Annotated in this window: 19 protein-coding genes and 1 pseudogene; 8 read left to right on the forward strand and 12 right to left on the reverse strand. The window is 66.3% G+C overall.

Going from position 1 to position 17,831, the window contains the following annotated elements; translation table 11 throughout:
- The 4 genes and pseudogenes from EQG76_RS04955 to EQG76_RS04970 form a co-directional block, all read right to left on the reverse strand.
- Positions 1 to 493: pseudogene (locus EQG76_RS04955) on the reverse strand (carbohydrate ABC transporter permease); the annotation flags it as partial.
- Positions 493 to 1,359: a carbohydrate ABC transporter permease gene (locus EQG76_RS04960; protein ID WP_159711132.1), complete on the reverse strand. Its 867-nt coding sequence runs from the start codon at positions 1,357 to 1,359 to the stop codon at positions 493 to 495. The pseudogene EQG76_RS04955 and the gene EQG76_RS04960, both read right to left, overlap by 1 nt.
- 70 nt (positions 1,360 to 1,429) lie before the next feature.
- The gene (locus tag EQG76_RS04965; RefSeq protein ID WP_159711134.1) at positions 1,430 to 2,776 is read right to left on the reverse strand and encodes an ABC transporter substrate-binding protein; all 1,347 of its coding nucleotides are present in this window, start codon (positions 2,774 to 2,776) and stop codon (positions 1,430 to 1,432) included.
- Between the two features lie 211 nt (positions 2,777 to 2,987).
- Positions 2,988 to 3,773 carry an SDR family NAD(P)-dependent oxidoreductase gene (locus EQG76_RS04970; RefSeq protein ID WP_159711136.1) on the reverse strand — a complete coding sequence of 262 codons (786 nt, stop codon included), beginning with the start codon at positions 3,771 to 3,773 and terminating at the stop codon, positions 2,988 to 2,990.
- Between the two features lie 270 nt (positions 3,774 to 4,043).
- Here EQG76_RS04970 and EQG76_RS04975 point away from each other — a divergent pair, with 270 nt between their 5' ends.
- The 3 genes from EQG76_RS04975 to EQG76_RS04985 are packed head-to-tail and all read left to right on the forward strand — an operon-like array spanning position 4,044 to position 6,408.
- A complete protein-coding gene (locus EQG76_RS04975) occupies positions 4,044 to 4,901 on the forward strand; it encodes a DeoR/GlpR family DNA-binding transcription regulator (RefSeq protein ID WP_159711138.1) in 858 nt (285 codons plus the stop codon).
- A gap of 30 nt (positions 4,902 to 4,931) precedes the next feature.
- Positions 4,932 to 5,732 carry a BtpA/SgcQ family protein gene (locus EQG76_RS04980; RefSeq protein ID WP_159711164.1) on the forward strand — a complete coding sequence of 267 codons (801 nt, stop codon included), beginning with the start codon at positions 4,932 to 4,934 and terminating at the stop codon, positions 5,730 to 5,732.
- A gap of 1 nt (position 5,733) precedes the next feature.
- The gene (locus tag EQG76_RS04985) at positions 5,734 to 6,408 is read left to right on the forward strand and encodes an HAD family hydrolase (protein ID WP_159711140.1); all 675 of its coding nucleotides are present in this window, start codon (positions 5,734 to 5,736) and stop codon (positions 6,406 to 6,408) included.
- Positions 6,409 to 6,885: 477 nt separating this feature from the next.
- Here the strand turns inward: EQG76_RS04985 and EQG76_RS04990 are convergent, their stop codons facing one another.
- The gene (locus EQG76_RS04990) at positions 6,886 to 7,500 is read right to left on the reverse strand and encodes an FMN-dependent NADH-azoreductase (RefSeq protein ID WP_159711142.1); all 615 of its coding nucleotides are present in this window, start codon (positions 7,498 to 7,500) and stop codon (positions 6,886 to 6,888) included.
- Between the two features lie 120 nt (positions 7,501 to 7,620).
- Here EQG76_RS04990 and EQG76_RS04995 point away from each other — a divergent pair, with 120 nt between their 5' ends.
- Positions 7,621 to 8,571 carry a LysR family transcriptional regulator gene (locus EQG76_RS04995; protein WP_159711144.1) on the forward strand — a complete coding sequence of 317 codons (951 nt, stop codon included), beginning with the start codon at positions 7,621 to 7,623 and terminating at the stop codon, positions 8,569 to 8,571.
- Here EQG76_RS04995 and EQG76_RS05000 read toward each other — a convergent pair.
- Entirely contained in the window at positions 8,531 to 9,001 is a 471-nt protein-coding gene (locus EQG76_RS05000; RefSeq protein ID WP_159711146.1) for a DUF6644 family protein, read from the reverse strand. The two genes, EQG76_RS04995 and EQG76_RS05000, sit on opposite strands and share 41 nt — an antisense overlap.
- Before the next feature lie 15 nt (positions 9,002 to 9,016).
- Positions 9,017 to 9,418 (reverse strand): DUF6152 family protein, encoded by a 402-nt coding sequence (locus EQG76_RS05005; protein WP_235031210.1) that lies wholly within the window; start codon positions 9,416 to 9,418, stop codon positions 9,017 to 9,019.
- 378 nt (positions 9,419 to 9,796) lie between these two features.
- Between EQG76_RS05005 and EQG76_RS05010 the strand changes: the two genes are divergently transcribed.
- Positions 9,797 to 10,828 carry a calcium-binding protein gene (locus EQG76_RS05010; RefSeq protein ID WP_159711148.1) on the forward strand — a complete coding sequence of 344 codons (1,032 nt, stop codon included), beginning with the start codon at positions 9,797 to 9,799 and terminating at the stop codon, positions 10,826 to 10,828.
- Positions 10,829 to 11,135: 307 nt separating this feature from the next.
- Here EQG76_RS05010 and EQG76_RS05015 read toward each other — a convergent pair whose 3' ends face one another.
- Complete coding sequence (locus tag EQG76_RS05015; RefSeq protein WP_159711150.1) at positions 11,136 to 12,212, reverse strand: zinc-binding metallopeptidase family protein; 1,077 nt, start codon at positions 12,210 to 12,212, stop codon at positions 11,136 to 11,138.
- A 188-nt stretch (positions 12,213 to 12,400) separates the two neighbouring features.
- Here EQG76_RS05015 and EQG76_RS05020 point away from each other — a divergent pair, with 188 nt between their 5' ends.
- The 3 genes from EQG76_RS05020 to EQG76_RS05030 all read left to right on the forward strand — a co-directional run bounded on the left by EQG76_RS05020 (position 12,401) and on the right by EQG76_RS05030 (position 14,711).
- Positions 12,401 to 13,162, forward strand: a complete 762-nt coding sequence (locus EQG76_RS05020; protein WP_159711152.1) for an SDR family NAD(P)-dependent oxidoreductase — start codon at positions 12,401 to 12,403, stop codon at positions 13,160 to 13,162.
- A 42-nt stretch (positions 13,163 to 13,204) separates the two neighbouring features.
- A complete protein-coding gene (locus tag EQG76_RS05025) occupies positions 13,205 to 14,197 on the forward strand; it encodes a CorA family divalent cation transporter (RefSeq protein WP_159711154.1) in 993 nt (330 codons plus the stop codon).
- Positions 14,198 to 14,312: 115 nt separating this feature from the next.
- Positions 14,313 to 14,711 (forward strand): YkvA family protein, encoded by a 399-nt coding sequence (locus tag EQG76_RS05030; protein WP_235031211.1) that lies wholly within the window; start codon positions 14,313 to 14,315, stop codon positions 14,709 to 14,711.
- Positions 14,712 to 14,781: 70 nt separating this feature from the next.
- Here EQG76_RS05030 and EQG76_RS05035 read toward each other — a convergent pair whose 3' ends face one another.
- The 4 genes from EQG76_RS05035 to EQG76_RS05050 form a co-directional block, all read right to left on the reverse strand.
- Positions 14,782 to 15,543: a 2,3-dihydro-2,3-dihydroxybenzoate dehydrogenase gene (locus EQG76_RS05035; RefSeq protein WP_159711158.1), complete on the reverse strand. Its 762-nt coding sequence runs from the start codon at positions 15,541 to 15,543 to the stop codon at positions 14,782 to 14,784.
- Entirely contained in the window at positions 15,543 to 16,172 is a 630-nt protein-coding gene (locus tag EQG76_RS05040) for an isochorismatase family protein (RefSeq protein WP_159711160.1), read from the reverse strand. The genes EQG76_RS05035 and EQG76_RS05040 overlap by 1 nt, the downstream gene beginning before the upstream one ends.
- 17 nt (positions 16,173 to 16,189) lie before the next feature.
- Entirely contained in the window at positions 16,190 to 17,377 is a 1,188-nt protein-coding gene (locus EQG76_RS05045) for an isochorismate synthase (RefSeq protein WP_407925505.1), read from the reverse strand.
- Positions 17,378 to 17,567: 190 nt separating this feature from the next.
- Positions 17,568 to 17,831, reverse strand: a 264-nt coding sequence (locus tag EQG76_RS05050) for a LysR substrate-binding domain-containing protein (RefSeq protein WP_200840563.1), incomplete at its 5' end; no start/stop codon positions are given.

Below are 17,831 nucleotides of genomic sequence, written 5' to 3' on the forward strand. Positions count from 1 at the left end.
ACGGGACGGTGATGGTCAGGGTGACCACAATCAGGCCGAACCGCGTGCCGTTCAGTCCCAACTGGACATACATCGAGTAGAACGGGATCAGGGTCGAGACCGGCGGCAGCGCCACGGCGAGCAGCACCGCGAACAGGAGCTTCTGCTTGTGCCGGAACTCCATGCGCGCGAACACGTAGGCGAGCGGCACCACGATCAGCAGCGTGATGACGGTCACGACGCTGCTGATGAACAGGCCGTTGAGAACGCCGCGGATGATCTGGTTCGACTGGCCGGACGCCCCGCTGCTGTAGCCGGCCGCATACTCATAGTCGAAGCCGAAGATGTTGTAGAACGTGCCCAGCTCGAACACCTGCGGCACGAAGGGCTGCGGGAACAGGCGGATCTCGTTGGGCGTCAGGAACGCCATCCGGCAGAACCAGTAGATCGGGAAGATCGACCAGACGATCGCGACCGCGATGGCGAGGTAGAGGAAGATCGATCGCTTGGCCATCAGCGCGACACCCTTCGTCCCCAGACGAGGTAGATGAGGAACGTGGCGCCCAGGATGAAGAACAGCAGGTAGAACGACATGGCGGCGCCGTAGCCGAGGTTCAGGTCTTTGAAGCTGCGCTTGTAGATCTGATAGGTCAGCGTCGCCGACGCCGTGCCAGGCCCGCCGCCGGTCATGATCAGGATCATGTCGAACATCTTCATCGAGAGCACGGTGGTGATCGAGGCGAACACGAACAGGGTGAACTGGAGCGGCGGCAGGGTCACGTAGCGGAAGGTCTCCCACGCGGTGAGCCGGTCGATCGCCGCCAAGTCATAGAGCCGCTTGGGGATGGTCTTCATGTTGGCCAGCAGGAAGAACGCCACCAGCGGCGACATCAGCCAGGCGTTGGCGACGGCTAGGACCTCGACCACGGTGGCCCGCCCCATGAGGTCGACGCCCTGGGTGCCGCCGAACGCGAAGGAGATGGTGGTAAGGATGCCGGTCTGCCCCCGGACGAGCTGGCCGAACATCAGCCCCGCCGCATAGGACGAGACACACCAGGGCAGGAACAGGAGGGTCCGCACCAGGCCGGCCATGCGGATCCGCTGGTTCATCAGCGAGGCCAGGCACAGGCCCAGGATCATGGTCAGCACGACCGATTCGACGGTGAACCGCAGCGTGATCCAGATCGCGTTGATGAAGCTCTTGTCGCTCCAGACGTCGATGAAGTTCTTCAGGCCGACGAAGTTCGCCCGGTAGCCGCCGAAGAACACGATCTGGTGCAGGCTCATGTAGATGGCGTACCCCAGAGGGTACGCCACCACGAGCAACAGGAACACCAGGACGGGCAGGCCGATCAGGAACGCGAAGCGCGTGTCCGACATCTCCCCGCGCGGCTTACGGCTGGGAGTGGATGTTTGGATCGCCTGGCCGGCGCTGCCCACTGCCATCTGGTCAGATACCGTACTTGCCGTTGAGTTCCTCGATCTTGGCGGTCATCGATTCCAGGGTCTCGACGATGTCGCCATCGTCGAACAGGAAGGACGACAGCGTCTCCTTGAGGAACGGATTGAACTCCTCCGACCAGACCACGCTCCAGATGCCCTTGGGGAAGGGCGTGTTCTGGTAGACCTTGAGGATCGCCTCGTAGTCCTCCGGCCGCGCGATCGCCTTCTTGATGCGCTCCGCAGTCTCGGCACTCTCCATCACCGACTTGTAGCCGGAGAACAGCATGTTCTCCTGCATCCAGTTCTGTGCGATCGCGATCTTGCCGTCCTGGTCCTTGAACCCGTACCAGGACACGAACTTCTTCACGTCGTCGGTGAGTGCCTCGGACCGCTCGCGGTTGCTCATGACGTAGAGGCCGCTGTCGATGATGCCCCAGGGATGGTCGCCCATCGGCACCAGGCTGCAGCTCCCGGCGATCTGCGAGCGGCCCGGCCGGTTGAAGGTCTCAATGTCGTAGATCTGCTGCGGGCTCATGACGTAGCGCCCGGACGCGAACGCGTCGATGTAGCCGCCCTCGTTGAAGGTGAAGACCTCCTGGGCGATCATCCCAGACTGCCAGAGCTTCTTCCAGGCGGCCAGCGTCTTGTAGTACGGGCCGTCCTCGTCGGTGGTGATGGTGGGCTGGTGCGTCTCGGGGTCGGCGATGGTGCCGCCGCGGTTGATCACCTCGAGCACGAAACCCCAGGAGATGCCGAACCACTCGCCGAACCAATGCGGCAGGAAGGGGGTCTCGATCCCCTTGTCCTTCATCCTGTAGATGAGGTCATAGACCTCGTCCCAGTTCTTCGGCAGGTCGGCGTCGGTGAAGCCGTGCTCTTCGAAGAGCTTGCGGTTCACCACCATCGTGCCGCGGGTGCTGGCGAAGTAGGAGAGGCCCAGGAGCTGGCCCTTGTAGGTCCAGGCTTCCTTGAGGTTCGGATACAGCTCCGCGTCGATCTCGGCATAGTTCGGCAGTTCGTTCGCCGGCAGCACCCAGCCCGCATCGAAATAGCGGCAGGCCGAGGACGGGTTGGCGTAGAACATGTCCAGCTGCGCGCCGGCCATCAGGTTCTGTTCCATCAGCGCCGGATAGTCGCCGGTGACCGTGGCGTAGTCGACCTTGCCATCCATCTGCTGATTGTAGCGGGCGACGTTCGCCTGAACCACGTCGGTGCGGAAGTTCCAGCCCCGAAAGTACACCGTCTCGCCGCTGGTCGGCTTCAGGTCCACACCCTGCGCCAGGGTCCGCCCGGCCCCGCTCATCAAGGCCAGGCCGGCCGTACCGGCCAGCAATCCGAACTCACGGCGTTTCATCTGTTACCCCCTCGGCGGCCGGGCAGGGACCTGCAGGTCTCCGCCAACCGGTTACTGGCTGCACGCGTAATCAGTGACCCTCGACAGCACAAGAGTTAATCACTGACCAATTTAGCAGCTATAAATGAACTCAAGCAACCCCAAGCAAAAGCATCCAAGCGGCTTCATCGACCGGATGAAGCCGTCGAGGACAGGACCCGAGCGAGCCGCCTCAGCCCGTGTAGACCCCTCCCTCCACGTTGATGCCCTGCCCGGTGATGAACCGGGCCGCGTCCGACAGGAGAAATGCCACCACCCCGGCGACATCCTCCGGGGTCTCCAGCCGGCCGAGCGGCGTCATCGCGATATATTCGGCGCGGACCGCATCCGGAGTCATCCCACGCAGCTCCGCTTCCCAGACCACCTCGCGCTCCTGCATGCCGGTCCGCACGAAGCCCGGGCAGACGCAGTTCACCCGGATGCCATTGGGCGCCAGCTCGCGCGCCAGCGCCTGGGTCCAGCCGAGCACCGCGAACTTGCTGGCGGAATAGTGCGCCAGCAGTGGTGCCCCGACCTTGGCGGCGAGCGAGGCGGTGTTGCAGATGACACCCTTGCGGCCGGTCTCGAGGAAGTAGCGTGCGGCGTACTGGTTGGTCAGGAACACACCCCGGGCGTTGACGTCGAAGTTGAAGTCCCATTCCTCGTCGGTGAGATCGACCGCGCGGTTCATGGTGGACACGCCGGCATTGGCGACCAGGCAGTCGATCTCGCCGAGCGCGGCGCGCGTGGCAGCGAACCCCTCGGCGACGCTGTCCCGCCGGCGCACGTCCATGGCCAGGGCGCGATGCCCGTCCCCCAGCTCGGCCGCGGCGGCACGGGCGGCATCCAGGTTCAGGTCGGCGATCGCGACGCGCATGTCCTGCGCCACCAGGGCCCGGCAGATCGCCAGCCCGATGCCGGTCGCACCGCCGGTGACCAGCGCCGTCCTGCCCGCCAGATCGCTGCCGATACCGCTCAACGCCCCCTCCCCAGGATATCGTGGGCATGTGCGGCCACGCCCTTCCGGGGAACCGGCGCTCCATGCACCATCCCCCCAGACCAGAGCATGGAGCGCCTCCCCCGCCCGGCAAAGCTATCCGCGCCACGCATCCGGTCAAACATTTTCTAACATGCGGCTTCTGTTCGATTCTGTTCGACTCTGTTGCGGCACCACTGGTCAGCCGCTATCGTCCCGCCGCTGGCCGAACTGCCGGCTCGAATTTGGCAGCGTGAAGTTGGAGCGGCACGGATGGACGGCGAGGCAGGGCGCGGAGTCCCGATGCCGCCCGGCAGTGAAGGCCGGCGCGGCGGCGCTGTCCTGGCGGCCGCCCGCCGCCGGGCCCTGCACGTGGCCATCATCGAACGCGGCGAGATCTCGGTGGCGGAGATCGCCAAGGAGTTCGGCATCTCGGAGATGACGGTGCGGCGCGATCTGGACGCGCTGCAGCAAAGTGGGGCCATCGAACGTTCTCATGGTGGGGCGGTGCTCGCCAAGCCGGCAACGGCGCCGGCCGAGCCATCCTTCGCCGCCAGACGCAATGTTCGTGCCAAGGCCAAGCAGACGATCGGACGGGCCGCGGCGGCACTGATCGCCGACCGCGACGTGATCGGGCTGGATGTCGGCTCCACTGTGGCATGCCTGGCAGCCGAGGTCGGCAGCCGCAGCGGGCTCAGCATCGTCACCAACAGCCTGCAGGCGGTGGCGGCCCTGACGCGCCGCCCGGTGCTGTCCGACGTCTATGTCGTGGGGGGCTATCTGCGGGCCCGCGAGGGCTCGCTGTGCGGCGCGATCACCCAGCGCCAGCTGGCCGACCACTGGCTGAACAAGGCCTTCATCGGTGCCGCGGCGCTGAGCCCGGAAGGGATCTTCGACTATTCGGTCGAGGAAGTGCAGGTGAAGATGGGCTTCATCCGGCGGGCCAGCGAGCTGATCCTGCTCTGCGACAGCAGCAAGTTCGGTCGGCGCAGCTTTGCCCGGGTGGCCGGGCTCGAGGCGATCTCGACCCTGGTGACCGACCAGCTGCCTGAGGGCGAGCTGGCGGAAGCGCTGCGACGCCACGAGGTCCAGGTCGTCGTTGCCAAAGACGACGAGGAAGAAGGCTGCTGATCCGGCAGCCGGCTAGCGAAAGGTTGTGCGATCGTGTTTGATCTGTTGCAGGAGCGGAAGAAGCTCGTCATCGCCATGGTGCATATCGGCGCCCTGCCGGGCACCTCGCTCTACGACGAGAAGGGGGGCATGGCGAAGCTGATCGATGGCGTGCTCGCTGACATCCACGCCCTGCAGGACGGCGGCGTCGACGCGGTCATGTTCGGCAACGAGAACGACCGGCCGTACTCGCTCAAGGCACCACTCTCTTCGGCAGTCGCGATGAGCGCGGTGATCACCGCAGTGAAGCCGGAGCTCAAGGTGCCGTTCGGCGTGAACTATCTGTGGGACCCGGTCGCCAGCGTCGAGATCGCGGTGGCGACCGGCGCGAGCTTCGTGCGCGAGATCTTCACCGGCGTCTATGCCTCGGACATGGGCATCTGGGAGCCGGACTGCAAAGGGGCATTTTTGGCCCGCCGCAACCTCGGCCGCCCGGACCTCAAGCTGTTCTTCAACATCAATGCCGAGTTCGCCGATTCGCTGGACAAGCGGCCGATCGAGCTGCGCGCCAAGAGTGCGGTGTTCTCCTCGCTGGCGGATGCCATCCTGGTCTCGGGCGCCATCACCGGTCAGGCGGCCGAGCAGACCGAGCTGCGTAAGGTGCGCGAAGCCCTGCCCGACACGCCGGTGTTCGCCAATACCGGCGTGCGCATCGACAACGTCGAGCAGACCTTCAAGATCTCCGACGGCTGCATCATCGGCACGCATTTCAAGGTCGACGGTAACACCTGGAACCCGGTGGACAAGGATCGGGTGCGCCGGTTCATGGACAAGGTGGCGACGCTGCGCTGACATGACCTTCCCGGAACTTGCCGCGGTCGTCTGGGACATGGACGGCACGCTGATCGACAGCGAGCCGCTGCACGAGCGGGTCTTCTATGCGACCTGCCGCCGTCACGGCGTCAATGTCTCCGACCTGGACGCCGGCGTTTTCGTCGGCGTGCACCAGTACGACGTGTGGCACGCGGTGGCGCACCGCTTCCCGCCACACGTCACCATGGACAGCTGGCTGGCCGACCTGGATGCCGAATATCTGGCCGATCAGGGCAGCCTCACGGCGATGCCCGGCGCGGCAGGGGTGGTGCAGGCCCTGCATGACGCGGGGCTGCGCCAAGCCTGCGCTTCCAACTCCGGCACCAAGGTGGTGGCCGCCAACCTGACGGCACTGGGCATCCTGCCCTTCCTCCAGGCGACCGTGACCCTCGACGACGTGACGGAGGGCAAGCCGGGTCCCGAGCCCTATGCTCGTGCCTGCGCCTTGATCGGCGTGCCGCCGGAACGGGCAGTCGCCGTCGAGGACAGCATCACCGGCCTGATGTCGGCCCGTGCCGCAGGGCTGCGCACGATCGGCTTTGCGTCCAATCGGCACGTCGCCGACAAGCCGGAGTTCCACGCCCTGGCCGACCGGGTGATCGACCGGCTGGACGAGGTGCTGACGCTGGTGGGCGCCCCCGCCACGGCCGGGTAGGCAGTTCCGGCCCGCTGGCAGGCGGGCCGGTCAGTCGATACACGACGACCGTCCCGTCCGCCGCCATCGGCACCACGAGGAGCTTCTGGCCGGACGGCACCGTCACGTTGGCGCTGCCGTGCACCAGCGGCAGAAGCCGGGTCGCCTTGTGCGGTTGCGTGGAACAGCCCGCCCGCCAGCTAGCGAGTTGGTGAGGAAGTAGCCGCTCCTGCCATCGGGCGCCACGCGATCGGCGTCAGGTCGCCGAGGGAGGCCACCTACCTGGTGCGGAGGTCGACCGCCTTCCGGGTTCTTGAGGCCGGACACCATCCAGATCTGCCGGGGTGCTTCGGCCGCGGCCACTCCCATCCCGAGCAGCGTTCCCGCCGGGGTGCGCTTCTGCCGTAAAGCGGTCAATTCGCTCCGAGGCTGCCCGACGATCTGCCCTTGACGGAGCCGTGGGCAAGAGGTCGGCAGCCGGGCCGGACAGCGAAGGGTTCAGGCCGCCTGCAGGAGGTCGATCTCGCGCCGGGCATCGGCCACCGATCGGGTGCGCTGCGCATCGCCCATGGCCACGCCCTCGGCGCGTACGAACCGGATGTCGGTGATGCCGAAGAAGCCGAAGATGGTCCGCAGATAGGGCTCCTGGTGGTCGATCGCCGCCAGCGGACTTCCGGGGCTGTAGACCCCGCCGCGCGAGGAAGCGACGATGATCCGCTTGCCGCCCGCCAGCCCCACCGGCCCGTCCGCGGTGTAGCGGAAGGTCTTGCCGGCGACCGCGAGCCGGTCGATCCAGGCCTTCAACTGGCTGCTGATGGTGAAGTTGTACATGGGCGCGCCGATCACCAGGATGTCAGCCGCCAGGAACTCCGCCAGGACCTCGCTGCCGAGCGTCAGGTCCTGCTGCAGCGCCGGATCGAGCGCCGCGGGCTCGGCACTGCCCGCCGCCAGATAGGCGCCCGACAGATGCGGCACCGGGTCGGCCGCGAGGTCGCGATAGGTGATCTCCAGGCCAGGCGTGGTGCGGGCCAGTTGCTCAACGATGCCGGCCGACAGGGTCCGGCTGACCGAGGCGGCGCCCAGGATGCTCGAATCGACGTGCAGCAGTTTCATCGTGATGTCCTTTCTGTCCTCGTCCGTCTGCTGACATTCGAGGTAAGGGCAGGACGATCTTGCGAGAAGCTGGCTGTTCCCGAACATTGCGTTCCACCAGAGGAACAGTGAGGCGGACGGATGCGCGACCTGAACGACATGGCGTGCTTTGCCGCGGTGGTGCGCCACCAGGGCTTCTCGCCCGCTGCCCGGACGCTGCGCCTGCCGAAGTCGCAGCTCAGCCGCCGGGTCGCCCGGCTGGAGGAGCGTCTGGGGCTGCGCCTCCTGGAGCGCTCGACCCGGCGGGTGAGCGTTACGGAGGCCGGCCGGGAATACTACCGCCACTGCCAGGCCATGGTCGCCGAGGCCGAGGCCGCCGATGAGGCGGCCGCACGGGTCCAGGCGCAGCCGCAGGGCCTGGTACGGATCGGCTGCCCGAACGGCCTGTCGCACCAGCTGGCAGAGACGATGCCGCGCTTTCTCGCCAGCTATCCGAAGCTGCGGGTCCAGCTCGTGATGACGAGTCGGCCGCTTGACCTGATCGAGGACCGCATCGACGTCGCGATCCGGGTGCGCCCGCAGCTCGATACCGACCCGAACCTAATCGTGAAGATCTTGGGCACGAGCCGCCTTCTGCTGGTCGCGAGCCCGGGCCTGCTCGGACACCATGGCACGCCCGCTTCGCCCGGCGATCTCCACGGCCTGCCGACCCTGGGCCATACCGAGCAGCCCGGCGAGACGGTCTGGCAATTGCACGGCCCGGATGGCGCAAAGGAGACGTTTGCGCACGAACCGCGCCTGGCGACCATCGACTTCCAGATCCTCCTGGCAAGCGCGCTGGCCGGAGTGGGCATCGCCTGCCTTCCGGAGCAACTGGTTGCCGGCAGCCTGCGCGATGGCCAGCTCGTCCGGATCCTGCCCAACTGGCATGGCGGCGAGGGCCTGCGCCACCTGGTCTTCACTTCGCGCCGCGGCATGACGCCGGCGGTGCGGGTGGTGATCGACCTCCTGGCCGAACTGCTGACCCCGGATCCGCTGCTGGACCAGCCCGTTACAGGAACCCGATCCAGCGGCCCGCCACCAGGGCGCTGAGCCAGGCGAGCCCGGAAACCGTCGCCAGCAGGCGCACGCTGCCATGCAGCGGGGCGCCCGCCAGCGCTGCGCGGTAGTGGCGGTTGCGGTGCTGGAGCAGGACACTGCCCAGCGCCAGGGCGAGCAGGGCCAGCTTGGCCAGGAACGCGGCGTTGCCCAGGTAGCGGCTGGGCTCGACGGTGAACAGCCAGAGCCCGGTCAGGATCGCCAGTGCCACGCCGGTGGCGGCGGTCCGCGACAGGAATGGTCCCAGCACAGCGAGCGGTGCTTGGCGGAACAGGCCCAGCAGGCGGAGATCCAGTGGCAGGATCGCGCCCAGGATCAGGCCGATGCCCAGGATGTGCGCCGCGTTGACGAACAGATAGGCGGTGCCGGAGTTCTGCAGGAGCACCGCACCCGGCCACGAGCCGATCCAGGCCAGCAGGCTCATGCGGCTGGACGGTGCTCAGTCTTGGATCCGCTCCGGGTACATGTCGTAGTTCTGGCCGTCGATCGTGATGCGCACCGCCTTCATGTGCATGTCGTCCGGATCCTTGGAGCGGTTGCCCAGCACGGTGATCGCATCACCGGGCCCGGCAGTGTCGCCGGTGAAGCCGGAGCGCTCCGTCTGGCGCGGATTGCCGAGGTCGACCTGCCAGACGACGCCCTCTGCATCCTCGACCTGCAGGGTGGGGTGCGGCGGCGACATCGAGATGGACTGGATGGTGCCCTTGAGCGTCATCTGCTCGCCCTGGGCCCAGGACCAGCCGTGATGGGCCATGGCTGGATGGCCAGCAGCCAAAAATGCACCAGCGGTCAGGGCGGCGAGCACAAAGTTGCACTTGGTCATACCGATGAACAGCGACATTGCCGGGTCCCCGAAGCTCCTGGTGGACCACAGCGCCGAGGTTGGCTCCGGGTCCGCTTCACCCTTGGAACTAGGTCGTGTTCGCCGCTGTGAAAAGTCCGGCGGGGTAGCAAGAGCGGTACATGAAGCCGGAAAGTAAGCGGCAGCCAAGCGTCGATCGGGTCCAGGGGACCCTGGATCGGATCGAACGACCCTCCCGTCGATCCCGTGTTGGGGACTGATGGCTGGCTCGTCCTTCAGGCTCATCAGACCACATCGTCGCACCCGTCCAATTCCCAAGGAACTGGAATTGACAGCGATTTTCATAACGCAAAAATTACGCAAAAGACATAATTCCCGCCCTCAGACGCTTGAACCTCCCGTCTGGAGCAGACATCCATGGCAATGATCTACGGAACCAAGAACGACGACCACCTGATCGGCACAGCCAAGCGTGACTGGATCACGGGCTATGGCGGCGACGACTGGATCAATGGCGGCGCGGGAAACGACACGATCTACGGCAATGATGGCGACGACCTGCTCAAGGGCGCCCAGGGCGACGATACCATCAACGGCAATGACGGCGCGGACAACATCTTCGCCGGATCCGGCAAGGACACGTTGTCCGGTGGAGCTGGCGCCGACAAGCTTCATGGCGAGGCCGATGACGACATCCTCAAGGGTGGTGCCGGCGATGACATCCTTTTTGGCGGCTCCGGAGCCGACACGATGGATGGAGGGGCTGGCTTCGACTATCTGAGCTACGTGGACGAGACGGAAGGCGTTCAGGTTTCATTAACAGGTTTCCCAGATCTTTCAGGATGGGCAAAAACCTCGAGCGGCGAAGACCATTTCCGCAATATCGAAGGTGCATATGGGTCAAATTTTGATGATGTCATGGGCGCCGGTGACCAAACTGCTACCTTGTGGGGCCTTTCTGGTAACGATACGTTATCTGGAAGCTCCTATGACGACCGGCTTTACGGCGGCGAAGGAAATGATAACATCCGTAGTTGGGAGGGCGACGATTACGTGAGCGGAGGAAGCGGCGACGATCGCATCTTGGACCATATGGGAGATGACGTGATCGATACAGGGTCCGGTCGCGATCTTCTGGTTTTCGGGATGGCTCCGGAATTTCCTTTGGGCAACAACGTAGTGAATGACTTCGACATCAGCAGGGACAAGTTGTTTGTTAATGGGGATACCGTCGACTGGGACTTCATCAGCAATGATCAGGTTGCGTCATTGCTGGACAGCAACAGCGACGGCAACATCAATGCTGCGGACGATTTTGTCATCAACGTTCAGCATGACGGCAAGGCCTCGCTGGAACTGGATCTGGGTGCGGCCTTTGGCTATACGCCGACCGACCAGACCGTCACGCTCGTCGGCGTGACGAACTTGACCCACGGTCATTTCGCTTAGGTCTAAGCCGCCAGGCAATCGAACTCGCGGTATGGCGGTGCGTTTGTCATTCCGGCCTGCCGCAGCGGCGCAGTGCGGGCGTTGTTGTCTGGGTAGTTCGACTTGCAACGCTCCACTAGCAGCCTTTACTCCGGATGAGCAATCTAACTCCACAGCCAACGCTCTACGTATTCATCTGCCGGCTTGGGGAAAGAGCTCAATCGGTTCACGCTCGACTCGCACACGACATCCCGCGACCGAACTTCTCTAGAATAGCCCCCGCTCGTCGGATGACCAATGACGAGCGGGGCTGCCGATAATCCTATGCTCAAAACCTCCGGTGCACGAGGTCGTGGATGAAGCCGAGCTTCTCGATCACCGCCGGCGAGAGGACGAAGGGGTAGAGGTCGGGCTGGCCCATCGAGCGGTTCAGGCTGTTGACCGCGAAGGTGAGCGGCAGCCAAGCGTCGATCAGCTCCTGGATGTCCCCGGCACGGGTCGCCGTCACGTCGTCGAACTCGGCCGACAGAAGGTCGTCGTCGCCGGCCTTGGGGTCGACCTTCAGGCCGAAGGCCGCCGCGGTCTCCAGCGTGTCGACGATGTGCAGGTAATGGGTCCAGGTCTCGGCGAAGTCTTCCCAGGGATGGGTCGTGGCATAGGCGCTGACATAGTTCTCCTGCCAGTCCGCCGGCGGTCCCTCGGCATAGTGGCGCTTGAGCGCCTCGCCATAGTCCTGGCGCTCGTCGCCGAACAGGGCGCGGCAGCGCTCCAGCGCCTTCGGGTTGGCGCACACCAGGATGTCCCAGTAGTGGTGGCCGACCTCGTGGCGGAAATGGCCGAGCAGGGTGCGGTAGGGCTCACCCATCTCGTGGCGGGTCTTCTCGCGATGGACGTCGTCCGCCTCGGCGATGTTGAGCGTGATCAGGCCCTGGTCGTGGCCGGTCATCACCGGTGCTGGCCGAGGCTGGGCGGGGCCGGCCGGCTGGTCCGAGAGGAAGTCGAAGGCCAGACCATGCTCGGGATCGTCCGTCAGGTTGTACAGCGGCAGCCGCAGCGCGATCAGGGTGTAGATCAGCCGGTGCTTGGCGAACTCGATCTTGCGCCAGCGCTCGAGGTTCACCGGATCGGAGATGTCGGGGATGGTCCGGTTGTGCCGGCAGGCCCGACACAGCGTATCGGAGCTCTCGGCCGGGATCATCCAGTTGCAGAGGTCGTGCTCCGCGTTCACGCAGAACTTCATCGGCCGGTCCGGCAGGGCCAGCGGACGCCAGGCATTGCCCTCCGGCTCCAGTGCCGAGAGGTTCGCCTGATCGGGCAGGTAACCCAGGCGGTGGCCGCAGCGCATACAGAGCGTGTTCTCGAAATAAAGGAGCTGCCCGCAATGCTGGCACTCGAATAGCTTCATCGACCGTCCCCGTGGCCGGCGGCGGAAATGCCGGCAGGCCGGTTCTACATCCTGCCGCGTTTGAACCGGCGGCCGCACCGGAGGTTGCCGGCCGGGATGAAATTCATCCGCCTACGCCCGATCCATCCCATTGACGGCCCGGCAGGTGGCGGCAGAGGCTGCGGCCAACCCGACCCGGAGGCTGCCTCATGTCGTTCGCCATCTATCCGAGCCTGAAATCGGCCGTCGTGTTCATCACCGGCGGTGCCTCCGGCATCGGCCTGGAGATCGTCAAGGCGTTCGCCGAGCAGGGTTCCAAAGTGGGCTTCGTCGACATCGACGGGGCGGCTGGCCAAGCGCTCGCCGACGAGCTCAAGGCCAACGGTGCCGAGATCGCCTTCGAACGCTGCGACTTGCGCGACATCCCCGACCTCAAGCGCGCATTCGCGGCACTGGAGGCGGCGCTGGGACCGGCGGGCGTGCTGGTGAACAATGCCGCGCGCGACGACCGGCATGGCTGGCAGGACGTCACGCCGGAATATTACGACGAGCGGATCGCGGTAAACCTGCGCCACATGCTGTTCGCGATCCAGGCGGTGGCCCCTGGCATGATCAAGGCCAAGAAGGGCTCGATCATCAATTTCGGCTCGAACAGCTGGTGGCAGGCGACCGGCGGCATGCCGGTCTATACCTCGGCCAAGGCGGCCGTGCATGGTATGACCCGCGGCTTTGCCCGCGACCTCGGCCCCCACGGCATCCGGGTCAACACGGTGGTACCGGGCTGGGTGATGACCGAGCGGCAAAAGGAGCTCTGGGTGACGCCCGAGGCCCTGGCTGACACGATGAAGCGGCAATGCCTGCCCGTCCCGATCGAGCCCGTCTATCTGGCCCGGATGACCCTGTTCCTGGCATCCGACGACGCCGCGATGTGCACCGCCAACAACTACATGGTGGAAGCCGGGTCGATCTGACCCGCCAGGCCCGGCCACGATCCAGCTCGGGTGCAGGCACCGGTGCTACGCTACTTCCAGATCGACCGGGAACGGCTGTACCCGCTGGAACCCGCAGCCGGCGGGTGCCCGCCGCAGGGCGTCGTGTGGATCGACCTGGTCGAGCCCAGCCAGGAGGAGGAGCGGCAGCTCGAGCAGGCGCTGGGCATCCATGTGCCGACCAGGGACGAGGTCAGCGCGCTGCAGACCTCCAGCCGGCTGTCGGCCAGCAACGGCGTGCTCTACATGAGCGCCATCGTCGCCCACGGGCGGGACATGGAGCCGCTGCACACGCTGCCGGTCACCTTCGTGCGCAGCGGGCCGCTCCTGATCACGATCCGCTACGGCATGCCCGAGGCGATCGACCGGTTCGTGTCGCATGCCCAGGCCGGCGAGTGGCCGCTGCGCGATGCCGACGGCATCCTCGCCGCCCTTTTGGAGGTGATGATCGACCGGATCGCGGACCGGCTGGAGTTCATCGGCGAGGACCTGAAGCGGATCGAGGGGGCGATCTTCCGCGGCCGGACCATCCTGCCCGAGAGCCGGCATCGGCCGGTGCTCAGCCGGCGCATCGATGTACTGCAGCATGCGATCGAGCGCATCGGCATCCACCACCGGACCAGCTTCGGGCTGCGCGAATGCCTGCACAGCCTGGAGCGTCTGGTGGCGTTCCGCCGTACCCACGGCGCCGACCATCCGCGGACCGCCCAGTTCAATGCCATCGAGAGCGACCTCAAGGCGATTGCCGACTATGACCAGGACCTCAACAACAGCATGGACTTCATGGTCAACGCCACGGTCGGCCTGATCGACGTCCAGCAGAACAAGGTCATCTACCTGCTCTCGATCCTGGGCATGGTGATCACCCCGCCCGTGGTGATCGCCAGCATCTACGGCATGAACTTCGACCACATGCCGGAACTGCACTGGCGCTGGGGTTATGCCTGGGCGCTGGGGCTGATGCTGCTCTCGGCCGGCGTGCCCTGGCTGGTGTTCCGGCTGAAGCGCTGGCTCTGACCCTGCACAGAAAACGCGCGCCACAAATGCCGGACCACCTCCGCGGATGGGCGCGAAACTACGCTGTCAGCCGATTCGTTCAAGCCGGCCCAGCGCTGGAAAAAGGTCGATCAAAGTGGATGACGGATCGCTGCCAAGCAGGGTCAGGCGCTGGGCGAGGAGCGTCAAACGCGACGTTGTGGCGCTCTGGATAGCGTCACGCGATCCGCGCGTGCCTTGGTACGTCAAGGCGTTCTGTGCGGCCATCGCGGCCTACGCTCTCTCGCCCATCGACCTGATTCCGGACTTCATCCCGGTGCTCGGCTACCTGGACGAGGTGATCCTCCTCCCGCCGGCGATCCTGCTCGCCGTTCGCATGGTGCCCGCAGACTTGATGGCGGAGTTCCGTGCCGAAGCGGACCGGCGATCGGAGCGCCCCGTCAGCAAGATCGCCGCCGCGGTCATCATCGTCCTCTGGATCGGGGCGGCAGGCCTGCTGCTCTGGGCCCTCTGGCCGCAGCCGTCGACAGGCTAGGCCGGGTAGCTTCGCACAGCTTGGCTCCGCAACGCCGGTCGGCACCCACAGACGACGTGCTCCTCTGCCGTCAGCCGCGCAGCGTGGCACCGCCGTCCACATAGAGGTCGGCCATGGTGATGTGGCTGGCCTGGTCGGACAGGAGGAAGACCACCGCATTGGCGACGTCCTCGGGCGTTGCCAGCTTGCGCAGCGGAATGCCGGTGCGGAAGCTCTCGAGCGAGCCCTGGATGACGCGCTCCGCCCCCTGCGCATCCGCCCACATCCCGGTCTGCATCGGCGTCAAGGTCGAGCCGGGCGCCACGATGTTGCAGCGGATCCCGTGGGCGGCCAGTTCCAGCCCCAGGCAGCGCGTGAACATGGCGGACGCCGCCTTCGACGCGGCATAGGCGGCCATGGCGTGGCGGGGGATGCCGGCGGCATTGGAGCTGACGGTCACGAGGTCGCCACGCCCCCTCGGGACCATCCGCCTGGCCAGGGCCCGGCAAACCCGGAACACGCCGGCAGTGTTCACCTCGAACACCTGCTGCCAGGTCGCATCGCTGGTCTCGACCACAAGGTCGGTCGCCAGCACGCCCGCGACGTTCACGCCGATGTCGATCGGCCCGCACTCCGCCTCGACCCTGGCCACCAGCGCATCGACCGCTTGGCTGTCGCGCACGTCCAGCTTCTCCGCGCGAACGGGCGACGGAAAGGCCATTGCAATCGGATCGAGGTCGGCCGCAACTACCCGGGCACCTTCCTCGTGGAGCAGCCGCACTACCGCGGCACCGATGCCGCCGGCAGCTCCGGTGACCAGCGCGATCTTTCCCGCGATGCCGCTTTGGCGCATCAGCAGAGTTCCCCGATCAGCCGCTGCGTGCAGATCGGCACGCCGCACACCTCGGCCACGTAGCGCACCGCCATGTCGTGCCGCTCGCGCGAGAAGTCGGCGAGCGCGTCCGCGACGAAGAACGGCTCGATGTCGCGCATGAAGGCGTCTGCCGCGGTGAGCAGGCAGCCGATATGGGCGTAGACTCCGCAAATGATCAGCTGGTCGCGGCCGCGCGTGCGCATCAGCGTTTCCAGGTTGCTGCGCTGGAACGCGCTGTAGCGGTGCTTGACCAGGACGAAATCGCCCTTCTCCGGTGCCAGCGCGGCGATGATCGGCTGGCGATCCCAGCCCATGCCCGGCCCCCAGAGGTCGGCCTGCAGCCCGCGGTCGCGCCGGTCCTGGTCACCTTCCTGGGCCGTGTAGAAGACCGGCATGCCCATGGCCCGGCAGTGGCGCACCAGCCGGCCGACATGCTCGATCGCCGGTGCGATCGGCGCCACGCCTGGCGTAAAGCGGTCGAGGAAATGATGCTGCATGTCATGGATCAGTAGGGCCGCCTGTCCGGCCGCCACCTTCCAGGGTGCACGGGCGGCCGGCAGCTCGTGCTCCTGCGGCAGCTCGTAGCGGCCGATCTCGGGGAGGCCCATCGCGGCGGATCCTTCTCTCAGGCAGGAAAGGAAAGGTCGGGCAAGGCAGGCGAGGCAGGACGGAGCGAGGCGGCAGGAGGCGCGTCGACACCCAGGGCCCGCAGCAGTGCCGTGAACTTGGCCGAGGTCTCCTCCAACTCGGCCGAGGGATCGGAGCCGGCGACGATACCTGCACCCGCATACAACCTGGCATGGTTGCCCGTGATCTCAGCGCAGCGGATCGACACGTACCAGGCACCGTCGCCCGTGGCATCGCACCAGCCGACCGCCCCGGCATAGAAGTCGCGCTCATAGCCCTCGTGCGTGTGGATCACCCGGTCCGCCAGGTCGCGCGGCGTGCCGCACACGGCCGGGGTGGGATGCAGCAGGGCAGCCAGGCGAACGGAACTGATGCTCGCGTCCTTCAGCCTGCCCTCGATGGGCGTGCCCAGGTGCCACATGCTGCGGGTGGCGACCAGTTCCGGTGCTTTGGGTGCGGTGAGCTCGCGGCAACAGGGGGCGAGCTGGTCCAGGATCGCCTCGACCACCATGGCATGCTCGCGCCGGTCCTTGTCGGATCGGATCAGTGCATCGGCAGCGCTGCGGTCGACGACGCTGTCGGCCGAGCGCCGTGCCGAGCCGGCCAGCGGATGGGACTGGATCACGGCACCGTTCTTGGCGAGCAGCAGCTCCGGCGTGGCGCCGACCAGGCAGCGCGGCGCCTGCCGCCGATCGGCCGGAAGCGGAACGGCGAACACGGTCGCCTGCTCGTCCAGCGCCAGCCGGCCTATCAGCCGGTCGACGTCGATGGGGCGATCCACCACCAGATCCAACGCCCGCGACAGGACGACCTTGCGCAGTTCCGGCCCGCTGGCCAGCAGATCCACCACGTCGGCGACCGCTGCCTGGAACTGGGCCGGGTCCGGACACGTGGCGATCGACCGGATCACGGCGAGTGGCCGCCCCACCGGTGCGGCGGGACGCTCCACCTGCCGGACGGTCTCCGGCTGGAACAGATGCGGCGGTCGGGTGCGGTCATAAGGAAGGGCCCCGACCAGCATGGCGGCACCGCCGCCACCGCTGCCGAGGACCGCCTCGGGCTCGCCTGCCTCGGCCGCGGACAGGAGGTGCCGGCAGCCTATGGCGACCAGCATTCGCGTCTTGGTTACGAGGACGAACGGCTGGGCGTCGGCGGACGCCACGGCCGCATCGGGCGCTACGTCCATCATGAGCCCCTTGCGCTGAAAAGATGGCCCTCGAGGGGGACGGGGGAGCGAGATCTCCGCAGCGACCGGAAAGGTCAATAGTCCATCATGAATACTGTATCTAGACTAGCTAAAGCCATCAGCCCAAGGTGCCGCAATATCAGCCAATCTTGCCGCAGACGTGCCGCGAACACTTTCGCATGAGGTATGGTCAGCCCGCTGCCCTGGCGATCTCGCGCTCGGCTGCCTTCAGGCAGGCGACGAACCGGTCGACCAGATGCCCGGCCTGGCGCGAGCGGGCGGTCAGGGCATGCAGCGTAAACGCAATCGGCGGATCCAGCTCGCGCACCACGTTGCCCTGCCCGAGCGCCAGTGCCGTGTAGCGGTCGATGACGGCAACGCCGACGCCGGAGCGGGCCATCATCAGGGCGGTGTGGTAGGTCTGCACCCGCACGGCCACCCGTGGCTCCAGGCC

This window comes from Geminicoccus flavidas, from assembly GCF_009806515.1.
In the GTDB taxonomy this organism is placed as follows: Bacteria; Pseudomonadota; Alphaproteobacteria; order Geminicoccales; family Geminicoccaceae; genus Geminicoccus; species Geminicoccus flavidus.

Coding starts and splice junctions, on each gene's coding strand:
- EQG76_RS04960 (WP_159711132.1), bottom strand. CDS start 1,359: ATGTCGGACACGCGCTTCGCGTTCCTGATCGGCCTGCCCGTCCTGGTG.
- EQG76_RS04965 (WP_159711134.1), bottom strand. CDS start 2,776: ATGAAACGCCGTGAGTTCGGATTGCTGGCCGGTACGGCCGGCCTGGCC.
- EQG76_RS04975 (WP_159711138.1), top strand. CDS start 4,044: ATGGACGGCGAGGCAGGGCGCGGAGTCCCGATGCCGCCCGGCAGTGAA.
- EQG76_RS04985 (WP_159711140.1), top strand. CDS start 5,734: ATGACCTTCCCGGAACTTGCCGCGGTCGTCTGGGACATGGACGGCACG.
- EQG76_RS04990 (WP_159711142.1), bottom strand. CDS start 7,500: ATGAAACTGCTGCACGTCGATTCGAGCATCCTGGGCGCCGCCTCGGTC.
- EQG76_RS04995 (WP_159711144.1), top strand. CDS start 7,621: ATGCGCGACCTGAACGACATGGCGTGCTTTGCCGCGGTGGTGCGCCAC.
- EQG76_RS05000 (WP_159711146.1), bottom strand. CDS start 9,001: ATGAGCCTGCTGGCCTGGATCGGCTCGTGGCCGGGTGCGGTGCTCCTG.
- EQG76_RS05005 (WP_235031210.1), bottom strand. CDS start 9,418: ATGTCGCTGTTCATCGGTATGACCAAGTGCAACTTTGTGCTCGCCGCC.
- EQG76_RS05010 (WP_159711148.1), top strand. CDS start 9,797: ATGGCAATGATCTACGGAACCAAGAACGACGACCACCTGATCGGCACA.
- EQG76_RS05015 (WP_159711150.1), bottom strand. CDS start 12,212: ATGAAGCTATTCGAGTGCCAGCATTGCGGGCAGCTCCTTTATTTCGAG.
- EQG76_RS05020 (WP_159711152.1), top strand. CDS start 12,401: ATGTCGTTCGCCATCTATCCGAGCCTGAAATCGGCCGTCGTGTTCATC.
- EQG76_RS05035 (WP_159711158.1), bottom strand. CDS start 15,543: ATGCGCCAAAGCGGCATCGCGGGAAAGATCGCGCTGGTCACCGGAGCT.
- EQG76_RS05040 (WP_159711160.1), bottom strand. CDS start 16,172: ATGGGCCTCCCCGAGATCGGCCGCTACGAGCTGCCGCAGGAGCACGAG.
- EQG76_RS05045 (WP_407925505.1), bottom strand. CDS start 17,377: ATGGACGTAGCGCCCGATGCGGCCGTGGCGTCCGCCGACGCCCAGCCG.